The organism is Streptomyces sp. NPDC005722, from assembly GCF_040630935.1.
Taxonomy (GTDB): Bacteria; Actinomycetota; Actinomycetes; order Streptomycetales; family Streptomycetaceae; genus Actinacidiphila.
On sequence record NZ_JBEXYN010000011.1, the window covers coordinates 31558 to 50694 of the forward strand.

Annotated in this window: 5 protein-coding genes; 2 read left to right on the plus strand and 3 right to left on the minus strand. The window is 71.8% G+C overall.

Annotation, left to right across the window (positions count from 1 at the left end):
• Positions 1-27: 27 nt before the first annotated feature.
• Both ABZ479_RS15350 and ABZ479_RS15355 read right to left on the minus strand, forming a co-directional pair.
• Positions 28-15945: a non-ribosomal peptide synthase/polyketide synthase gene (locus ABZ479_RS15350; RefSeq protein WP_500462043.1), complete on the minus strand. Its 15918-nt coding sequence runs from the start codon at positions 15943-15945 to the stop codon at positions 28-30.
• 417 nt (positions 15946-16362) lie between these two features.
• Complete coding sequence (locus tag ABZ479_RS15355; protein ID WP_499601280.1) at positions 16363-16575, minus strand: MbtH family protein; 213 nt, start codon at positions 16573-16575, stop codon at positions 16363-16365.
• Between the two features lie 349 nt (positions 16576-16924).
• Between ABZ479_RS15355 and ABZ479_RS15360 the strand changes: the two genes are divergently transcribed.
• Complete coding sequence (locus ABZ479_RS15360) at positions 16925-17503, plus strand: SUKH-4 family immunity protein (protein WP_500462044.1); 579 nt, start codon at positions 16925-16927, stop codon at positions 17501-17503.
• Positions 17504-17550: 47 nt separating this feature from the next.
• Here ABZ479_RS15360 and ABZ479_RS15365 read toward each other — a convergent pair whose 3' ends face one another.
• Complete coding sequence (locus ABZ479_RS15365; protein WP_500462045.1) at positions 17551-18294, minus strand: methyltransferase domain-containing protein; 744 nt, start codon at positions 18292-18294, stop codon at positions 17551-17553.
• Between the two features lie 197 nt (positions 18295-18491).
• On the opposite strand from ABZ479_RS15365, the gene ABZ479_RS15370 reads away from it, so the two are divergent.
• Positions 18492-19103, plus strand: a complete 612-nt coding sequence (locus tag ABZ479_RS15370) for a GPP34 family phosphoprotein (protein WP_500462046.1) — start codon at positions 18492-18494, stop codon at positions 19101-19103.
• The last annotated feature ends 34 nt before the right edge of the window (positions 19104-19137 follow it).

A 19137-nucleotide genomic window follows, 5' to 3' on the forward strand; every position in this document is an offset into this window, starting at 1 on the left:
GGAACTGCGTGGGGCCGAGAGGGGGCCCTAGCGCTGTCGGGGACGCAGCGCGGGCCGGCTGTGCTTCTCCGGTCCCAGCCGCTTGGCCAGTCCGGCGGGAGTGGGCGTTTCGAAGATCGCGCGGATCGGGACGTCCCTGTTGAGGGCGGCGCGGATGTGACCGGCGAGCTGGGTGGCGAGGAGGGAATGCCCGCCGAGATCGAAGAAGTTGTCGTCCACTCCGAAGTCGGGGAGGCCCAGCACCTTCGCGAAGATGCCGCAGAGTGCCGCCTCTTCGGGTGTGGCGGGTTCCCTGCTCTCGGCTTGGCCGGCGTAGTCGGGTGCCGGGAGGGCGGAACGGTTCAGCTTGCCGTTCACCGTGACCGGCAGCTCGTCCAGGACGACGATCGCGGAGGGGACCATGTAGTCCGGCAGGAGGGTGGCGACATGGGTCCGCAGAACGCCGCCCGCCGCCGCCCTGAAGGCGCTGACGTCCTCGGCGGACACCTCGTGGGACGGCACGAGGTAGGCGGTGAGGCGTTGGTCGCCGGGTTGGTCCTCGCGGACGATGACGGTGGCGTGGCCGACGGCGGGGTGGGTGAGGAGTGCGGCCTCGATTTCGCCGAGTTCGATACGGAAGCCGCGGATTTTGACCTGGTGGTCGGTGCGGCCGAGATACTCCAGCTGCCCGTCGGTGTTCCAGCGGGCGAGGTCGCCGGTGCGGTACATGCGTGCGCCGGGCGTGCTGCTGTGGGGGTTGGCGACGAAGCGTTCGGCGGTGAGTGCGGGTCGGTCGAGGTAGCCGCGGGCGAGTTGGATGCCGGCGAGGTAGAGCTCGCCGGCTACGCCGGGGGGTACGGGTTGGAGTGTGGCGTCCAGGACGTAGGTCTGGGTGTTCCAGATGGGGCGGCCGATGGGCACCACAGCGGTGGTGTGGGGTTCGCAGGTGTGGGCGGTGACGTCGATGGATGCTTCGGTCGGCCCGTAGAGGTTGTGGAGCGGGATGCCGAAGGATGCGGCGAACCGGTCGCGGAGTTCGGCGGGGAGGGCTTCGCCGCTGGCCATGACGGCGCGCAGGGACGGCATCGCCCACTGCGACGTTTCGGCCGCCGCAGTGAAGACCTGGAGCATGGAGGGGACGAAGTGGGCGATGGTGACGTGCCGGCGCTGGATGAGTTCGGCGAGGTAGTCGGGGTCCCGGTGGCCGCCGGGTCGGGCCACGACGAGGGTGGCGCCTTCCAGGAGGGGCCAGAAGAACTCCCAGACGGACACGTCGAAGCCGAAGGGGGTCTTCTGCACGACCCGGTCGTTGGCGGTGAGTTGGTAGGCGTGCTGCATCCACGCCAGCCGGTTGACGACGCCTGCGTGCGGGAGGGCGACGCCCTTGGGGCGTCCGGTGGAGCCTGAGGTGTAGATGACGTAGGCGGGGTGGGCCGGCAGCGGCATCTGGTCGGGGTCGGTGTCGGCCTGTGACTGCAGATCGGTCGCGGGGTCGTCCACCACCACCCGCGTCACGCCCTCGGGCAGCACGCTCTCGAACCGGCGGGTGGTCACCACCAGCGCTGGCGCGGCGTCGCCCAGCACGTAGGCCACGCGTTCCGCCGGGTACTCGGGGTCGATCGGCACGTATGCCGCGGCGGACTTGAGGACGGCGAGCAGCGTGACGACGAGATCCGGCGAGCGGTCCATCATCACCGCCACCCGCTGCTCCGGGCCTGCTCCGCGGGCCATCAGCAGTCGTGCCAGCCGGTTGGCCCGCGCGTTGAGTTCCGCGTAGGTCAGCGTGGTGTCCTCGAACACCACCGCATCCGCCTCCGGGGTCCGAGCCACCTGCGCCTGGAACAGCTCGGGAAGCGTCCCCGGAGCAACATCCCGGGCGGTGTCGTTCCACTCGACCAGCAGCCGGCGTTCCTTGTCGTCCAGGACGTGGATCGCACGCAACGGGCGCTCGGGCTCCTCCTCCAGCGCCGTGACGAGGTCCGCGACCGCGGTGTACATGAAGGCGCCCAGCGACCGCGGATCGACCGGGGCCACCGCCTGGACGGTGAAGGTGAAGTGGGGGTCCTGGTCGTTGACGGCGAATTCCAGCGGGTAGTTGGTGCGCTCGTGCCCGTGCAGCAGCTCCATCCCGTCGGGACCCGGTGCCGCCGTGTCCTCGGCGTGCCGGTAGTTGAAGAGCGACGTGAACAGCGGTGTCCGGGCGGGGAGGGCGCTGGCCCGCTGGGCCAGGATGAGGGGGGCGTGCTCGTGCACCAGCAGGTCCGCGAGCTGCCGCCGCATCGCGTACACGGCCTCGCGCACGCTCACGGAGCCGACGTCGAGGCGTGCGGGCAGTGTGTTGACGAACAGTCCGGGCACCCGGTCGGCTCCGGCGCCCGCGTTCATCCGCCCGAACAGCACGGTGCCGAACACCACGTCGTCACGGCCCGAGGTGGCCGCCACCACCCGCGCCCAGGCGACGTGGAACAGCGTCGCCGGGGTGACACCCAGGCTCCGCGCCTGCTCCCGCAACCGCTGCGCCACATCGGGACCGAGGGGCATGCGCACCTCGGACACGCCACGGCCGTCGCCGTGCACGTCCAGCAGCCCGTAGGGCGCGGTCGGCTCGCTCACGTCACCCACAAGCCCCGCGAAGAAGCGCTCGTGCTCCTGCGCCGGGATCGTGAGCCGTGCCCGTGCGACGAACTCGCGGAACGGCAGCGGCGCGGGCAGTGTGTCCGCGCCTCCGGAGAGGATCGCGCGGATCTCGTCGAAGACCAGGGCGAGGGACGTACGGTCCTGCACGAGGTGGTGCACCTCGAGCAGCACGACCCACCGCCCGTCGTCGGGGTCCTGCGCGACGGCGGCCTGCAGCAGGGGCGCGCGGCGGACGTCCATCGGCTCCGTGCGCGTGGCCAGCAGGCCGCCGACGACGTCCGCGCCCTCCAGCCGGAGCGTCCTGACCGCGACGGGGGCCGTGCGCAGGACGACCTGGACGGGCTCCCGGAGCCCTTCCCACAGGAAGGCCGTACGCAGGATGTCGTGCCGGTCGACCACCTGCTGCACGGCGGCGAGGACGGCGTCCACCCGCTCCCGGGAGTCGAAGCGGAGGACGTACGGCAGCGTGTACAGGTCGCTGGCGTTCTCGCCTTCCAGCAGGTGGTGGAAGAGGATGCCCTCCTGGAGCGGGGCCAGCGGGTAGATGTCGGCGATGTTGGCCGCGCCGCCGGGCACCTCCGCGGTGACGACGGCGATCTCCTCCGCCGTGAGGTCGGCCAGCGTCACCATCTCCGGCGTGATCGCCGTGGCACCCGCAGGGATGCCGTTGTCAGGCAGCACCACCTTCGGAGCGCCCTCCAGCGCCGCGAGACCGGCCACGGTCGGGCTGGTGAACAGCGTCCGCACGTCCACCGCGACACCCGCCGCCCGGGCCCGCTCCACCAGCGTCACCGCCAGCAGGGAGTGCCCACCGAGCTCGAAGAAGTCGTCGTCGACCCCGACGGAGGGCAGGCCGAGCACCTCGGCGAACAGCGCGCACAGGACCTCCTCCTGCACCGTCGACGGCCCGCGGCCGGTGACCGCGGCGGCGTAGTCCGGAGCCGGCAGCGCCCTGCGGTCGAGCTTGCCGTTGACCGTCAACGGCAGTGCGTCGAGCACCAGGATCGCGGCCGGGACCATGTACTCGGGCAGCACCTGCGCCAGGCGTGCGCGCATCTGCGCGACGTCCGCGTCACCGGCCGCCACCACGTACCCGGCCAGGCGCTTGTCGCCCGGCCGGTCCTCGCGGACCACCACGGCCGCCTGCGTGACGGACGGGTGGGCGAGCAGGGCGGCCTCGATCTCGCCGAGTTCGATGCGGAAGCCGCGGATCTTGACCTGGTCGTCGGTACGGCCCAGGTACTCCAACTGACCGCCGGTGTTCCAGCGGGCCAGGTCGCCCGTGCGGTACATCCGCTCGCCCGGCTGACCGTACGGGTTGGCGACGAACCGCTCCGCGGTCAGGCCCGGCCGGTCCAGATAGCCGCGGGCCAGCTGCACACCGGCCAGGTACAGTTCGCCGGCCACCCCGGCAGGCACCGGCCGCAACGCCGCGTCCAGCACGAACACCCGGGTGTTCCACACCGGGCGCCCGATCGGCACCCCACCACCGGCGTCCGCCCCCGGCTCACAGGTGAAGGCCGTAACGTCGATGGCCGCCTCGGTCGGGCCGTACAGGTTGTGCAGCGGGATCGGCAGCACGGCGTGGAACTGGTCGCGCAACGCGGCCGGCAACGCCTCGCCGCTGCAGACCACGGCCCGCAGGGAGACGCACTCCCGGGCGGCGGGTTCGGCGACGAACACCTGAAGCATCGACGGGACGAAGTGGGCGACGGTGACCTGCTCGCGCCGGATCAGTGCGGCCAGGTACCCCGGGTCGCGGTGACCGCCCGGACGGGCCGCCACCAGCGTCGCGCCCTCGACCAGCGGCCAGAAGAACTCCCACACCGACACGTCGAACCCGAACGGGGTCTTCTGCACGACGCGGTCGCCGGAGGTCAGCCGGTAGGCGTCCTGCATCCACGCCAACCGGTTGACCAGGCCCCGGTGGGTGATCGTCACGCCCTTGGGGCGTCCGGTGGACCCGGAGGTGTAGATGACGTACGCCGGGTGATCGACGAGAAGGCCACAGGTGCGGTCGCCGTCGTCGAGGTCGGCCGGGGACGCGCCGTTGAGGGCGAGCACCGTTTCCGGGTCGTCGAGGACGAGGCGGGGGAGCTGTCCGCTGTCCGCCGGGTTCAGGGCAGCCGTGGTGACCAGCAGTACGGGATTGGCGTCGGCAAGGAGCCGGGTGATGCGGTCGGCCGGGTGGTCGGGGTCGACCGGGAGGTAGGCGGCACCCGTCTTGAGGACGGCCAGCAGGGTGACGACGAGATCGGCGGAGCGCTCCAGGTGGACCGCGACAAGGGTTTCGGGTCCGGCGCCGCGTCCGGCCATGTGCCGGGCGAGCCGGTTGGCCCGTGCGTTGAGGTCGGCGTAGGACAGCCGTTCGTCCTCGAAGACCACGGCGGTGGCGTCGGGGGTGCGTGCGGCCTGGGCCTGGAAGAGGTCCGGAAGCGGCGCCACCGGCACTTCGTGCACGGTGTCGTTCCACGTCTCCAGCACGGTGTGACGCTCGTCCGGGCCGAGCAGGTCGATGTCGGTGACCGGCCGCGCGGGGTCGGCGGTCACGATGTCGAGGACCCGGACGAACCGCTCGGCCAGCGACTCCGCCGTGCCGTGGTCGAACAGGTCGGCGGCGTAGGTGAGGGAGCCGGTCAGGCCGCCGGTGCCGGTCTCGCGGAGCTGGACGTCGAGGTCGAACTTGGCGGGCAGGTCACCCGTGTCCAGGACGTGGGTCTCGACGCCGGGTAGGGCGAGGTCGGCCGGAGCGGCGTTCTGCAGCGCCAGCATGACCTGGAAGAGCGGATGGCGGGCCATGGACCGGGCGGGGGCCAGGTCCTCCACCAGCCGTTCGAACGGCACGTCCTGGTGGGCGAAGGCGTCCAGGCCCCGTTCGCGCACGCGGTGCATCAGTTCCCGGAAGGACGGTTCCCCCGAGACGTCGGTGCGGATGACCAGGGTGTTGACGAAGAACCCGACCAGCTCGTCCAGGTTCTCGTCGGTGCGGCCCGCAAGCGAGGTCCCGATGGGGATGTCGGCGCCCGCGCCGAGGCGGAAGAGCAGCGTGGCGAGGGCGGCTTGCAGCACCATGAAGACGGTGACGCCCTCGGCACGGGCCAGGCCGGTGATCCGCTCGTGGAGTTCGCCGTCGATGCGCAGGCCGACCGTCCCGCCCCGGTGGGAGGCCACCGGCGGCCGGGGCCGGTCGGTGGGCAGGGCGAGTTCCTCCGGCAGACCGGTGAGGGCCTCGCGCCAGTAGTCCAGTTGGCGGTTGAGGACGCTCGCCGCGTCGTGGTCGTCGCCCAGGAGGTCGCGCTGCCAGAGCGTGTAGTCCGTGTACTGGACCGGGAGAGCTTCCCACGCGGGCGTCCGGCCGCCTGCCCGGGCGGTGTAGGCGGTGGAGATGTCGCGGGCGAGCGGCGCCAGGGACCAGCCGTCGCCGGCGATGTGGTGCAGTACCAGGACCAGCACGTGTTCCTGTGGGGCCATGGCGAACAACCGTGCGCGCAGCGGAAGGTCGTCGGCGAGGTGGAAGGGGCGACGCGCTTCTTCAGCGATTGCCTCAGCCACCTCGCCCTCCGGCATCTCCTCCGAAGAGAACGGCAGGTCGATCGCCTGAGGGGCGAGGACGCGCTGCTCGGGTGCGCCGTCGACATGCGCGAAGACGGTCCGGAGCACTTCGTGGCGGGCGACGACGTCGGAGAGCGCGGCCCGGAGGACGTCGGGGTCGAGGTCGCCGGTGAGGCGGAGGGCGATGGGGATGTTGTAGAGCGCGGACGGCCCTTCCAACTGTTCCAGGAACCACAGGCGTTGCTGGGCGTACGACAGCGGCACCGTCGCGGGCCGCGGCCGGACGGTCAGCGGCAGGCGTGCGGCGTCGGCGCCGCTCTGCGCGAGACGCAGGGCGAGCCCCGCGACCGTGGGGGTTTCGAACAGGGCCCGGACCGGGACCTCGGCCCCGAGGGCGGCACGGATACGGCTGACGAGACGGGTGGCCAGGAGGGAGTGTCCGCCGAGGTCGAAGAAGTTGTCGTCCACCCCGACGTGCGGGAGGCCGAGGACGTCGGCGAACGCCTGGGTGAGCAGTTGCTCCTGGAGGGTCCGCGGTTTCCGGCCCGGGCTCGCGGCGCGGTAGTCGGGGGCGGGCAGGGCCTTGCGGTCCAGCTTGCGGTTCACCGTGAGCGGGAGCGCGTCGAGCTCGACGATCGCGGACGGCAGCATGTAGTCCGGCAGTACGGCCGACAGGCCGGCACGGACGTCCACATTGTGCGTTCCGCTCGCCAGGACGACGTAGCCGACCAGGCGCTTGTCGCCCGGCTGGTCCTCGTGGACGATGACAGCCGCCTGGGCGACGGACGGTTGGGCGAGCAGAGCCGCCTGGATCTCGCCGAGTTCGATGCGGAAGCCGCGGACCTTGACCTGGTCGTCGGTGCGGCCGACGTATTCCAGCTGCCCGTCGGTGTTCCAGCGCACCAGGTCACCGGTGCGGTACATCCGCTCGCCGGGCTGACCGTACGGGTTGGCGACGAACCGCTCCGCCGTCAGCCCGGGCCGGTTGACGTATCCCCGGGCCACCTGCACGCCGGCGAGGTACAACTCCCCGGCCACTCCCGGAGCCACCGGCCGCAACACCGCGTCCAGCACAAAGGCCCGTACGTTCGCCAGCGGGCGGCCGATGGGCGGAGTGCGCTCCCACGACCGGCCGGCACACCGCATCAGCGTGGCACCGATGGTCGTTTCCGTCGGCCCGTAGCTGTTGAAGAACTCCCGGTCGGCAGTGACCCACCGGTTGACGAGACCCGCGTTCGGCGCCTCACCCCCGACCACGAGCGTCCGCAGCTCCGGCAGGCGCGCCGGGTCCAACTGCCGCGCGACCCCCGGAGTCACGTGCGCCACGGACACGTTCTGCGTACGCATCAAGTCCTGGAGGCGCTCGAGGTCGACCCGGTCCTCATCGGCGGCCAGCACGAAGGCCGCACCGGAGACCAGGGTGACGAAGAGGTCCTGCACCGACACGTCGAAGCTGAACGCCGTCGCCCCCAGCATCCGCGCACGCTCGTCGATCCCGTACTCCGGCGCGGCGGCGCCGATGTTGTTGGCGAGCGAGCGATGCGTGACCGCGACGCCCTTGGGACGCCCCGTGGAGCCCGAGGTGTAGATGACGTACGCGCGGTGGTCGGGCAGCAGCGGGCTGCGCCGGTCCGCGTCGGACAGATCAGACGCGGCCCGGCTCGACAGGTCGTCGAGGGACGGACGAGTGACGTCGACGCCCGGCAGGCTCTCCCACGCCGCGTCGCCGCCGATGAGGACTGAGGGCCGTGCCTCGGCGAGCAGATACGCGATGCGATCGACCGGGTGACCGGGATCGACGGGGAGGTAGGCGGCCCCTGACTTGAGGGTGGCCAGGATGGCGACGACGAGGTCGACGGACCGGGGAAGGGCCAGGGCCACCAGCCGCTCGGGTTCCACTCCGTGTTCGACCAGCAGCCGGGCGAGCTGGTTGGCGCGGGCGTTGAGTTCGGCGTAGGACACCTCGAAGCCTTCGAACACCACGGCGGTGGCGTCCGGGGTGCGTGCGACCTGGGACTCGAACAACTCGGCGACCGTGGCCTGCGGCAGCTCCCGGGCGGTGTCGTTCCACTCCACCAGGACGCGCTGGTGCTCGGCCGGACTCAGGACGTCGATCCGGCTCACGGGGACGGACGGATGCGCGGTGACGGTTCGCAGGACCCGGGTGAAGCGTTCGCCGATGGCGGCGGCGGTGCGGTGGTCGAACAGGTCGGTGGCGTAGGTGAGGACGCCGTGGAGGCCGGCGGGATTGCCGTTGTCGGTGAGGTGTTCGTTGAGCTGGACGTCGAGGTCGAACTTGGCGGGGCCGTCGCTGGTGGGCAGCGCCTCGGCGGACAGGCCGGGCAGTTCCAGCGTGGCCCGCGCGTTGTTCTGCAGGGTGAGCATGACCTGGAACAGGGGGTGGCGGGCCATCGACCGGGTGGGCGAGAGCTCTTCCACGAGGCGCTCGAACGGGATGTCCTGGTGCGCGTAGGCGTTGAGCGCGTGCTCACGCGTGCGTTCGAGGAGCCGGCTGAAGTCGGGGTTCCCCGACAGGTCGGTGCGCAGGACGAGGGTGTTGACGAAGAACCCGACCAGGTCGTCGAGTGCTTCGTCGGTGCGCCCGGCGATGGGGGTGCCGATGGGGACGTCCTCCCCGGCGCCGAGGCGGTTCAGCAGCACAGCCAGTGCCGCCTGGACGACCATGAACACGGTCACACCCCGCGCCCGCGCCAGGTCGACGACCGCCTGGTGGACGTCGGCGTCGATGTGGAGGGCGACGGTGCCGCCGCGGTGGGAGGCCACGGGAGGACGAGGCCGGTCGACCGGCAGTGCCAGCTCCTCCGGCGCTCCGTCCAGCGCGTGGCGCCAGTAGGCGAGCTGCTCGGTCAGGAGGCTGCCGGGGTCGGACGCGTCACCCAGCAGCTCCCGCTGCCACAGGGCGTAGTCGGCGTACTGCACGGGCAGCGCTGCCCAGGTGGGGACGTCACCGGTGGCGCGGGCGGCGTAGGCGGTGGACACGTCGTGTGCCAGCGGGCCGAGGGACCAGCCGTCGCCCGCGATGTGGTGGAGGACGACGACCAGCACATGCTCATCGTGACCGGTCCGGATCAGGCGGGCGTGCAGCGGGATCTCGTTCGCGAGATCGAAGCGGTGCGCGGCCGCCTCGGCCCCGGCCTGTGAGGCCTGTTCGGCGTCGACGAAGGTGAGCAGGTCAGGGACTTCGTCCGTGCCGATGATGCGCTGGTGGGGCCGGCCGTCGAGGGTGGTGATCACGGTGCGCAGGACTTCGTGCCGGGCCACGACGTCGTGCAGCGCGACGCGCAGGGCGTCGGTGTCCAGGGTGCCGGTCAGGCGCAGCGTCATCGGGATGTTGTAGGTGGCTGCGGGGCCTTCCAGTTCGCCCAGGAACCACAGGCGCTGCTGGGCGTACGACAGCGGCACCAGTTCCGGCCGCCGCGCCGGTGCCGGCCGGGGCCGGGAGGCACGGGAGGTGGCGGTCAGCCGGCCGGCGAGGGCGGCCGGGGTGGGGGTCTCGAACACCGTCCGGATCGGCACGTCCACCCCGAGCACCGACCGGATACGGCTGACCAGCCGGGTCGCGAGCAGGGAGTGGCCGCCGAGTTCGAAGAAGTCGTCGTCGACCCCGACCGACGCCAGGTCGAGCACTTCGGCGAAGACCGCGCACAGGATCTCCTCCTGCGCGCTCGACGGACCGCGGCCGCCGACACCGGTGCCGTAGTCGGGGGCGGGCAACGCCTTGCGGTCCAGCTTGCGGTTGACCGTGAGCGGGAGCGCGTCCAGTACGACGACCGCCGCCGGCACCATGTAGTCCGGCAGTACGGCTGACAGGCCGGCACGGACGTCCCCGATGTCGAGGCCTTCCGCGCCGCTTGCCGGGACGACGTAGCCGACCAGGCGCTTGTCGCCCGGCTGGTCCTCACGCACCACCGCCGCCGCTTGGGCGACGGACGGGTGGGCGAGCAGAGCCGCCTCGACCTCGCCGAGTTCGATGCGGAAGCCGCGGACCTTGACCTGGTCGTCGGTGCGGCCCAGGTACTCCAGCTGCCCGTCGGTGTTCCAGCGGACCAGGTCCCCGGTGCGGTACATCCGCTCGCCCGCCCCGCCGTAGGGGTTGGCGACGAACCGCTCCGCGGACAGCGCGGGCCGGTCGAGGTATCCCCGGGCCAGGCCGGACCCGGATATGTAGAGCTCCCCGGCCACGCCGACCGGCACCGTTCGAAGACCCGCGTCCAGCACGAACACCCGGGTGTTCCAGATGGGCTGCCCTATGGGTACACGGGTGCCGTCTCCGGGATGCAGGGTTGCCAACGCCGACCACACGGTGGTCTCGGTCGGGCCGTACAGGTTGGTCACCGACGTCGCGGTCGCCGTCAGCCGCCGGGCGAGCGCCGGGGGCAGTGCCTCGCCGCCGACCAGCGCCCGCAGCCCGCTGATCGCGTCCGGTGCCTCCGCGGCCAGGGCCTGCCACACCGCGGGCGTCGCCTGGAGCACCGTGGCGGCCGACTGGCGGATCAGTTCGGCCAGGGCCTGCGGGTCCCGGGCGGTGTCGCGGTCGGCGAGCACGACGCGGGCGCCGGACAGCATGGGTACGTAGACCTCCAGTGTGTGGATGTCGAACGCCACCGTGGTCACGGCGACGAGGGCGTCGTCGGTGCCCAGGGCCAGGTGCTCGCGCAGGGCGGCCACGAAGTTGCCGAGCGCGTGGTGCGAGACCACCGTCCCCTTCGGCCGGCCCGTGGAGCCCGAGGTGTAGATCACGTACGCGGGGTGGGCGGGCAGCAGCGCTACGCCACCCTCGGCTTCGGTCAGGTCCCCACCGTCACGACCTGAGACCGCCTCGACGGTTTCCGGGGCGTCCAGGACCAGGCGCGCCGCGCCCTCCGGCAGCACCGGCTCCACCGCACGGGTCGTCACCACCAGCGCGGGCCGGGCGTCGGCCATCACATAGGCGATGCGATCGGCCGGGTGAGCGGGATCGATCGGGAGGTAGGCGGCGCCTGCCTTGAGGGTGGCCAGGATGGCGACGACGAGGTCGACGGACCGGGGAAGGGCCAGCGCGACCAGTTGTTCGGGCCGCGCCCCGTGCTCGGCCAGCAGCCGGGCGAGCCGGTTGGCGCGGGCGTCGAGTTCCGCGTAGGACACGTCGACGCCGTCGAACACCACGGCGGTGGCGTCCGGGGTGCGTGCGGCTTGCGCCTGGAACAACTCCGCCACGGTGGCCAGCGGCACCTCCCGGGCGGTGTCGTTCCACTCCTCCAGGATCCGGTGGTGTTCGGCCGGGCTGAGGACGTCGATCCGGCGCACACGGACCGACGGATCGGCGCTCACCGCTTCCAGGACCCGGACGAGACGTTCGGCGATGCCGGCGGCGGTGTCGTGGTCGAACAGGTCGGTGGCGTAGGTGATCGCGCCGTGCAGGCCCGCGGGTTCGCCCGCGTCGGTGAGGTGTTCGCCGAGCTGGACGTCGAGGTCGAACTTGGCGGGCACGTCGCCGGCGGGCAGGATCTCGACGTCCAGGCCGGGCAGTTCGAGATCCGGTGTGGTGTTGTTCTGGAGGGTGAGCATCACCTGGAACAGGGGGTGGCGGGCCATCGACCGGGCCGGGGTGAGCTGTTCCACCAGCCGTTCGAACGGCACGTCCTGATGCGCGTACGCGCCCAGGGCCGTTTCACGCGCTTGATCCAGCACGTCCAGGAACGTCGGATCGCCGGACACATCGGTGCGCAGGACGAGGGTGTTGACGAAGAACCCGACGAGGTCCTCCACCGCCTCGTCGGTGCGTCCGGCGACAGGGGTGCCGATGGGGATGTCGTCCCCGGCGCCGAGGCGGTTCAGCAGCACAGCCAGTGCCGCCTGCGTCACCATGAACACGGTGACGCCGCGGGCACGGGCCAGTTCGGCCAGCGCCTGGTGGACCTCGGCGCCGATGTGGAGGTCGACGGTACCGCCGCGGTGGCTGGCCGCCGGGGGCCGGGGCCGGTCGGTGGGCAGGGCCAGTTCGTCGGGCGCCCCGTCCAGCGCGTTGCGCCAGTAGGCGAGTTGCTCCGACAGCAGGCTGGCGGAGTCGGCCGCGTCACCCAGCAGCTCCCGCTGCCACAGCCCGTAGTCGGCGTACTGCACCGGCAACGCGCCCCACGCGGGGGGTTCACCGGTGGCGCGTGCGGCGTAGGCGGCCGACAGGTCACGCGCCAGCGGGCCGAGTGACCAGCCGTCGCCCGCGATGTGGTGCACCACCATGACCAGCACATGGTCGTCCGTCCCCACCTCGGCCAGCGACGTGCGGACGGGGACGTCAGTGGCCAGGTCGAACCGGTGCCCCGCGGCCTCGGTCACCCAGGACTGCAGGGCACCTTCGGTCACCGGTACGACCGGCAGCACGACACGGGCTTCCTCGGACGGAAGGATTCGCTGGTAGGGCCGGCCGTCCACGGTCGTGAAGACCGTGCGCAGCACCTCGTGCCGGCCCACGACGTCGTGCAGCGCGGCGTGCAGGGCGTCGGTGTCCAGGGTGCCGGTCAGCCGCAGCGCCATGGGGATGTTGTAGGTGGCCGAGGGGCCTTCCAGCTCGCTGAGGAACCACAGGCGCTGCTGGGCGTACGACAGCGGCACCAGCTCCGGTCGCCGCGCGGGCGTCAACGGCGGCCGGGACGCGCCGGAGGCGGTCAGCCGGCCCGCCAGTTCACGGAACGTGGGTGCCTCGAACAGCGTCCGGATCGGCACCTCGACCCCGAACACCGACCGGATGCGGCTGACCAGCCGGGTCGCAAGCAGGGAGTGCCCGCCCACCTCGAAGAAGTTGTCGTCGACCCCGACGGAGGGCAGGTTGAGCACGTCGGCGGCCAGCGCGCACAGGATCTCCTCCTGTGCCGTCGCCGGACGCCGGCCGCCGCTGTCCGCATCGTGACGCGGAGCGGGCAGGGCCTTGCGGTCCAGCTTGCCGTTCACCGTCAGCGGCAGTGCGTCCAGTGCGACGATCGCCGCCGGCAGCATGTAGCCGGGCAGTACGGCCGACAGACCGGCCCGGACGTCCGCGATGTCGACACCGTCCGCATCACTCGCCGGGACGACGTAGCCGACGAGGCGCCGGTCGCCGGGCTGGTCCTCACGTACGACCACCGCAGCCCGGCCCACGGACGGATGCGCCGTCAGCGCGGCCTCGACCTCACCCGGCTCGATCCGGAAACCGCGGATCTTCACCTGGTCGTCCGCCCGGCCCAGGTACTCCAGCTGACCGTCGGCGCCCCATCGTGCCAGGTCACCGGTCCGGTACATCCGCTCGCCCGACGCGAACGGGCTGGCCACGAACCGCTGCGCGCTGAGGGCGGGACGGTCCAGGTACCCCCGAGCCAACTGCACGCCGGCGACGTACAGCTCGCCCGGGACACCCGGCGGCACCGGCCGCAGCGCACCGTCGAGCACGTACGCCCGGGTGTTCCACACCGGGCGGCCGATGGGCACGGTGGAGTGCGCGTGGTCGGTCGCACTCCACCGTCCGTACGTGACCTGGATGGTCGTCTCGGTCGGCCCGTACAGGTTGATCAGCGAAACGCCCCACGCCTCGGCGACGCGCGCCGCCAGAGGAGCGGGAAGCGCCTCGCCACCGGACAGGACGAGCCGGAGGCGACCCGCGTCCTCCAGCGGGAGGGTGTCCAGGATCGAGGGAACGAGCTGCGCCACCGTGACGCCGTGGCCCACGATGTGCGCCATCAACCTCTGCGGATCCCTGGCCTCCTCGGCGGACACCAGGGACATCGCGGCACCGCTGACCAGCGGCAGCCACACCTCGCACCCGGCCGCGTCGAAGCTCGCGGACGTACGGGCCAGCACGACGTCGCCGGCCTTCGTGCCGCTTGCCTCGCGCAGGCACAGCAACTGGTTCACCAGCCCCGCGTGCGGCACCGCCACGCCCTTGGGCCGGCCGGTGGACCCGGAGGTGTAGATCACGTACGCCGGATGCGCGGCCCGCAGCACCGCGCACCGCTCGGCGTCGGCCAGGTCGGCGTCACCCAGGTCCTCCAGCACGGCGACGGTAGCCGGGGCATCGACCACCAGAGGAGTCACCCCGTCCGGCAGTTCCTCCCGCGCCGTCTCATTGGCGAGCACGAGGCCGGGTTGGGCGTCCTGGAGCATGTAACCGATCCGGTCGGCGGGGTAGGCGGGGTCGACCGGCACGTAAGCCGCCCCCGCCTTCACCACCGCGAGCAGGGCGACCACCAGGTCGGCCGAGCGGTCCATCAGCACGGCCACCCGGTCCTCCGGCCCCACACCCTTGGCGACCAGCAGCCGCGCCAGACGGTTCGCCCGGGCGTTCAGCTCCGCGTACGTCAGGCGGGTGTCCCCGGACACCACCGCTGTCGCGTCCGGCGTGCGCGCGACCTGCGACTGGAACAGCTCGGGAAGCGTCGTGAGGGGGACGTCCCGGGCGGTGTCGTTCCACTCCACCAGCACGCGGTGGTGTTCGACGGGGGTGGCCAGGTCCAGCCGGGCGATCGGCGCGTCCGGCTCCAGGCCGGCCAGGGCCGTGAGCAGATGCAGGAACCGCACCTGGTGGGCGGCGTTCTCCTCCTCGGTGTAGAGCGCGGGGTTGGCCAGGAAGTCAAGCCGCAGACCCGCGTCCCGCTCGTAGATGAGGATCGTCAGGTCGTCCACCGCACCGTTCGCCAGGTAGGTGCGCGCGGTGGTCTCGCAACGCCCGAACCGGGGCATCGTCCGGTCGTCGGGAAGGAAGTTGATCGCGGGACCGAACATGCGACCGCCCGTGCGGGCGAGTTTGAGGTCGCGGTACAGGTCCTCGTACCGATAGCGCTGGTGCTGCAGCACCCCCCGGCTCCGCGCGGACGCCTCCCTGGCCAGGTCACGTACGCTCATGCCCGCCGCGACGCGCATGCGCAGCGGCAGCACCTGGGCCATGCTCGCCACCGAGCCCTGCACCTGCGACCCCTTGCGCGCCGTGACGGTCAGCCCCATCACGACGTCCTGCGCCTGCGCCACCCGGTGCACGTACAGCCCGGCGGCCCCGACCAGCAGGGCGGGCAGGGCGACACCCGAGGCGCGGGCCACCTGCCGAAGCGACTGGGCGACCTCGGCCGAGACCTCGGCGGTGCGGCGGTGAGCACGGTGGGACGCCGACGCCGTCCCGGAGGCCAGGGTGACGGCCTCGGGCGCGTCCTCCATCCGCTCGGCCCAGTACGCCCGGTCCCGCGCGAACCGCTCGCTCCCGCGGTACGACGCGTCGTCGGCCAGGATCTCCTCGAGGGTCGCGAACGGCGTGAACGGGCAGTCGCGCCCCCCTTCGAGGGCGGTGTAGATCTCCGTCACCCGGTTCAGCCACACCCCGTAGCCGACGGCGTCCACCGCGATGTGATGGGCCCGCAGGTACACCACGGTCCTGTCCTCGCCCACCGTGAGCGCGGTGAAGGTGATGATCCGGCCGTGTTCGAGATCGGCGGGGCGCGCCGCGTCGGCCCGCATCCATGCCTCCGCGGCCGCCACCGGCTCGGGCTCCGCCCGCAGGTCGACCACGGGCAACCGGTAGTCGGCCAGGGGTTCCGCCACCTGCCACGGGCCGTCGTCGTCCTGCCCGAACCGCCGGTGCGACACCTCGGCCTCGGCCAGCGCCTGGCCGAACGCCTTCTCCAGCAGGGCGAGCTGCAGAGGGCCGGCGATGTCCAGGTACTCCACCATGTTCTGGGCCGGGCTCTCCGGATCCAGTGCCTGGGCGTACCAGATGCCCTTCTGAGCCGCGGTCAGGGCCTTCTTGGCATGGTTAGGCATATTGAATACCCCGTGTACTTGATATCCAGCGAGAAATCAGCGCGAATTCCTGTGCCACACGGACTCGGATTCTGTCGGCGACAGATTGATTTCGCTCTCGGAGTCCGGCCGCGTGCGCGGTGCAATGCGGGCCCCCGGGGTGGCGACCGGGGAGGCCCTTTAGTTGTTTTTGAAGGTGTGGTGCGTTCTCGCTGACATCAGAAGAACGAAGGGCCGCCTTGAATGCGGCCCGGGCGGACGGTCCGGCGCCCGTCGGGTCACCCGTGGTCCGCGTTCCGGTTCCGGGCGGCGGGCGGGGGAGCCGCTCCGGAGCTCGGGGAGCGGCGGGGCCGCAAGGTACGTGCGACGGTCCCTGCCCGGTCGCCCGGCCCCGAGTGCGGTCCGCCGGGATCCAACGGACCGCAGGTGCCGGTGCGTTCAGTTGCCACCCATGGCGTCGACCAGGCTCTTGGGCCGCATGTCGGTCCATGTACGCTCAATGTAGTCCAGGCAGTCCTGTCGTGAAGCCTCGCCGAATGCGATCTCCCAGCCCTCGGGGACGTCGACGAAGGTCGGCCACAGCGAGTGCTGCTCTTCTGCGTTGACCAGCACCAGGTAAGTGGCGTCCTGGTCCTCGAACGGGTTCGTCATTTCCGGTGCTTTCTGATATTCGCGCAAATTACTTGTGCTTTACCGAGCTTTACTTCCGCGGAATGTAGCGATGGTAGGCAAACGTGGAGTTACTTCCAGTGAGCACAGGGATGATCTTGCGGTGGCAGGGCGATCGCAGTGCACCCGCCGCATCGCCCGGGTGAACGAGGCCCCTCACTGCGACCACTTCCCCGGATCGGCTGTCGCCGGACGGCGGGAGAGCGACCCGGGAGAGACCGCCCGGCAGTGGCCTCGAGCGCCGCGGCACCGCTCCGACCGGCGGCGAGCATCACGGAGGGGAGACGTAGCCTGAGTCCGTTTCAGATGGATCCGTCGAACGGGAAGCACCATGATCGCCTCCGTGACCCCCGCCCTCCTCGCCGAGGTTTTCGCTCCGGGGCGCATCGTGCGCGTCCCCCTCGACGTGCAGGGGGACCTGCTCGTCCACGAGGACACGGCCCGCTTCCTGGCCGAAGTGGGCCTGCCCCGGGCCGACGGCGTGCTCTTCGAACTCCGGGAGGACCTGGCGGACGGACTGACCCGGTTGTCCGCGCACCGGGACGTCGGCCGCCTGGTGGCCTTCGAAGGCTTCACCTCAGACGCGCACCACTGGCTGCATCTGGGCCGGGCGTTCTCGAGCGACGTGGTGCTCGACGGGAGGACGGGGTCCGTCCGCGCGATCAACCCCGACACCCGCCGGATCGAGGAGGTCCACACCGACGTCTCCGGGATGGCCTACGGCATGTACCTCCTGGAGCGCCGCCGGCCCGACTACGACCCCCCGGACGAGTTTCCGGAGATCGACGACCTGATCGCCGTCGCGGAGGACATCAGGGAAGCGCTGTCGCGGGTCGACCCGCTTCCGTACGCGGACGGGGACGGAATCTGGGAGACCGTCCACGACGCGGTGTCCGGAGGGATGTGGTGACGCCCGCCCGCCTACGCCACGTGCGTTCGGCGGGGCTTGTCCGTCCGCTACTGAAGCTCCGCCACGAGAAGCCGGTAGCCGACGTCCAGGACATCGCGTTCCAGCAGGTCGGCATGCCGTTCGTGCCACCGTCCGGACGTCAGGTCGTCGGACAGCCGGGCCAGGCCCGGGCGGAGGGCTTCCTCGCCGGTCTGGGCGAGCATCGAGATGCCCGCCCGCACTTCCGGATCGAGGTACGCCCCGGGCCGGCGCCAGAACGCGGCACCGAATCCGTCGGTGCAGTCGTGCGGGATCGGGAGCTTCTCGACACGCGCGCCCCCCAGCAGCGCGACCAGCCGGTCGATCGGGACCGCCCGCGTGTCGTCGAACGCGGCCGCCGCCGGCAGGTACTCCTCCAGCAGCCAGAACCTGCGGAAGACGGCCTGGTCCCAGGTGAGGACGACGACGCGCCGCCGCGCGACCCGAAGGAGCTCCCTGACGCCTGCCTCCAGGTTCGTCCAGTGGTGCACGGTCAGCAGGGCCATCGCCGCGTCGGCCGCATCGTCGGCGATGGGGAGTGACTCCGCGCGTGCCCGCAGGACCCGCGCGGATCCCGCCGGGCGCTGGGCGATCATCACCGCACTGGGTTCCACCGCCAGCACCGTTCGCGGTGGTTCGTAGGAGCCGGTCCCGGCGCCGACGTTGATGACGGTGCCGGCATCGCCGAGCGCCCCGTGGATCTCGGCATCGATCCGGCGGTCGGGTCGCCGCGTGTGATGGTACGTCGCGCCGATGCGGTCATACGTCGTCACGACCGGGAGTATGCCCAGGTCTCCCGGCACCTACCGTTGCTGACGCCCCGTCCGTGAGCAGGGCCGCGGGAACGCACTCCCGCGACCCGCGACGTCCGCTCCGGAGGAGTGGCGGGCGGCGGCGGACCTGCCGTGTCGGCGGCGGGACCGGGGTCGCCCGCGACGTACTGTGGTGGCCTCTACGACGGAGAGCCGCCATGACCACACCACAGGACCTGCTGATCGTCGTCATGCATGTGTCGCCGAGCCCCCCGGTACCGCAGGGCGACCTTTCCCTCGCGCTCGCGGGGGCCGAACTGCTCGACCTGCTCGCCCACGGAGCGGCCACCCTGGACGGTGACCTCGTCGTTCCCGGCGACCGCTTCTCCACGGGCGACCGCCTCCTGGACCAGGCCGCCACAGCCGTCGCACCTGCACCGTACGAGTCGGTCAAGGACTGGCTGTGGCGCCGGGGCCGGGACCTGGCAGCCGCCTATCGGGAGGACCTGCGGGCCTCCGGAGCCGCCGTCATGAGGCGCCGTCACTGGTGGCCACTGGAGGCCGGAGAGCTGGTGCTGGTCGATTCCACCGCTCGCCGGGAGGCCGTCGAACGGTGGACGTCCAAGGAGCCCGTCCTGGTCGCACTCGCCGCCGCCGCGAGGGTTCCCGCGGACCCCGGCAGCGAGGCGCCCGACGTCACGGAGGTCACGGACGAGACGGTGGCGACCGTACTCGCCGAGGTGAACGCCGCCGTGGAGGAACTGGAGGCGGTACGGCAGCGGCTGACGATCGAGCAGGATGCCTACGACAACATCTGGCGGGCCCCCTGACGCAGGCCCGCAGCGGCGGCTCCTCCCAGCGCCG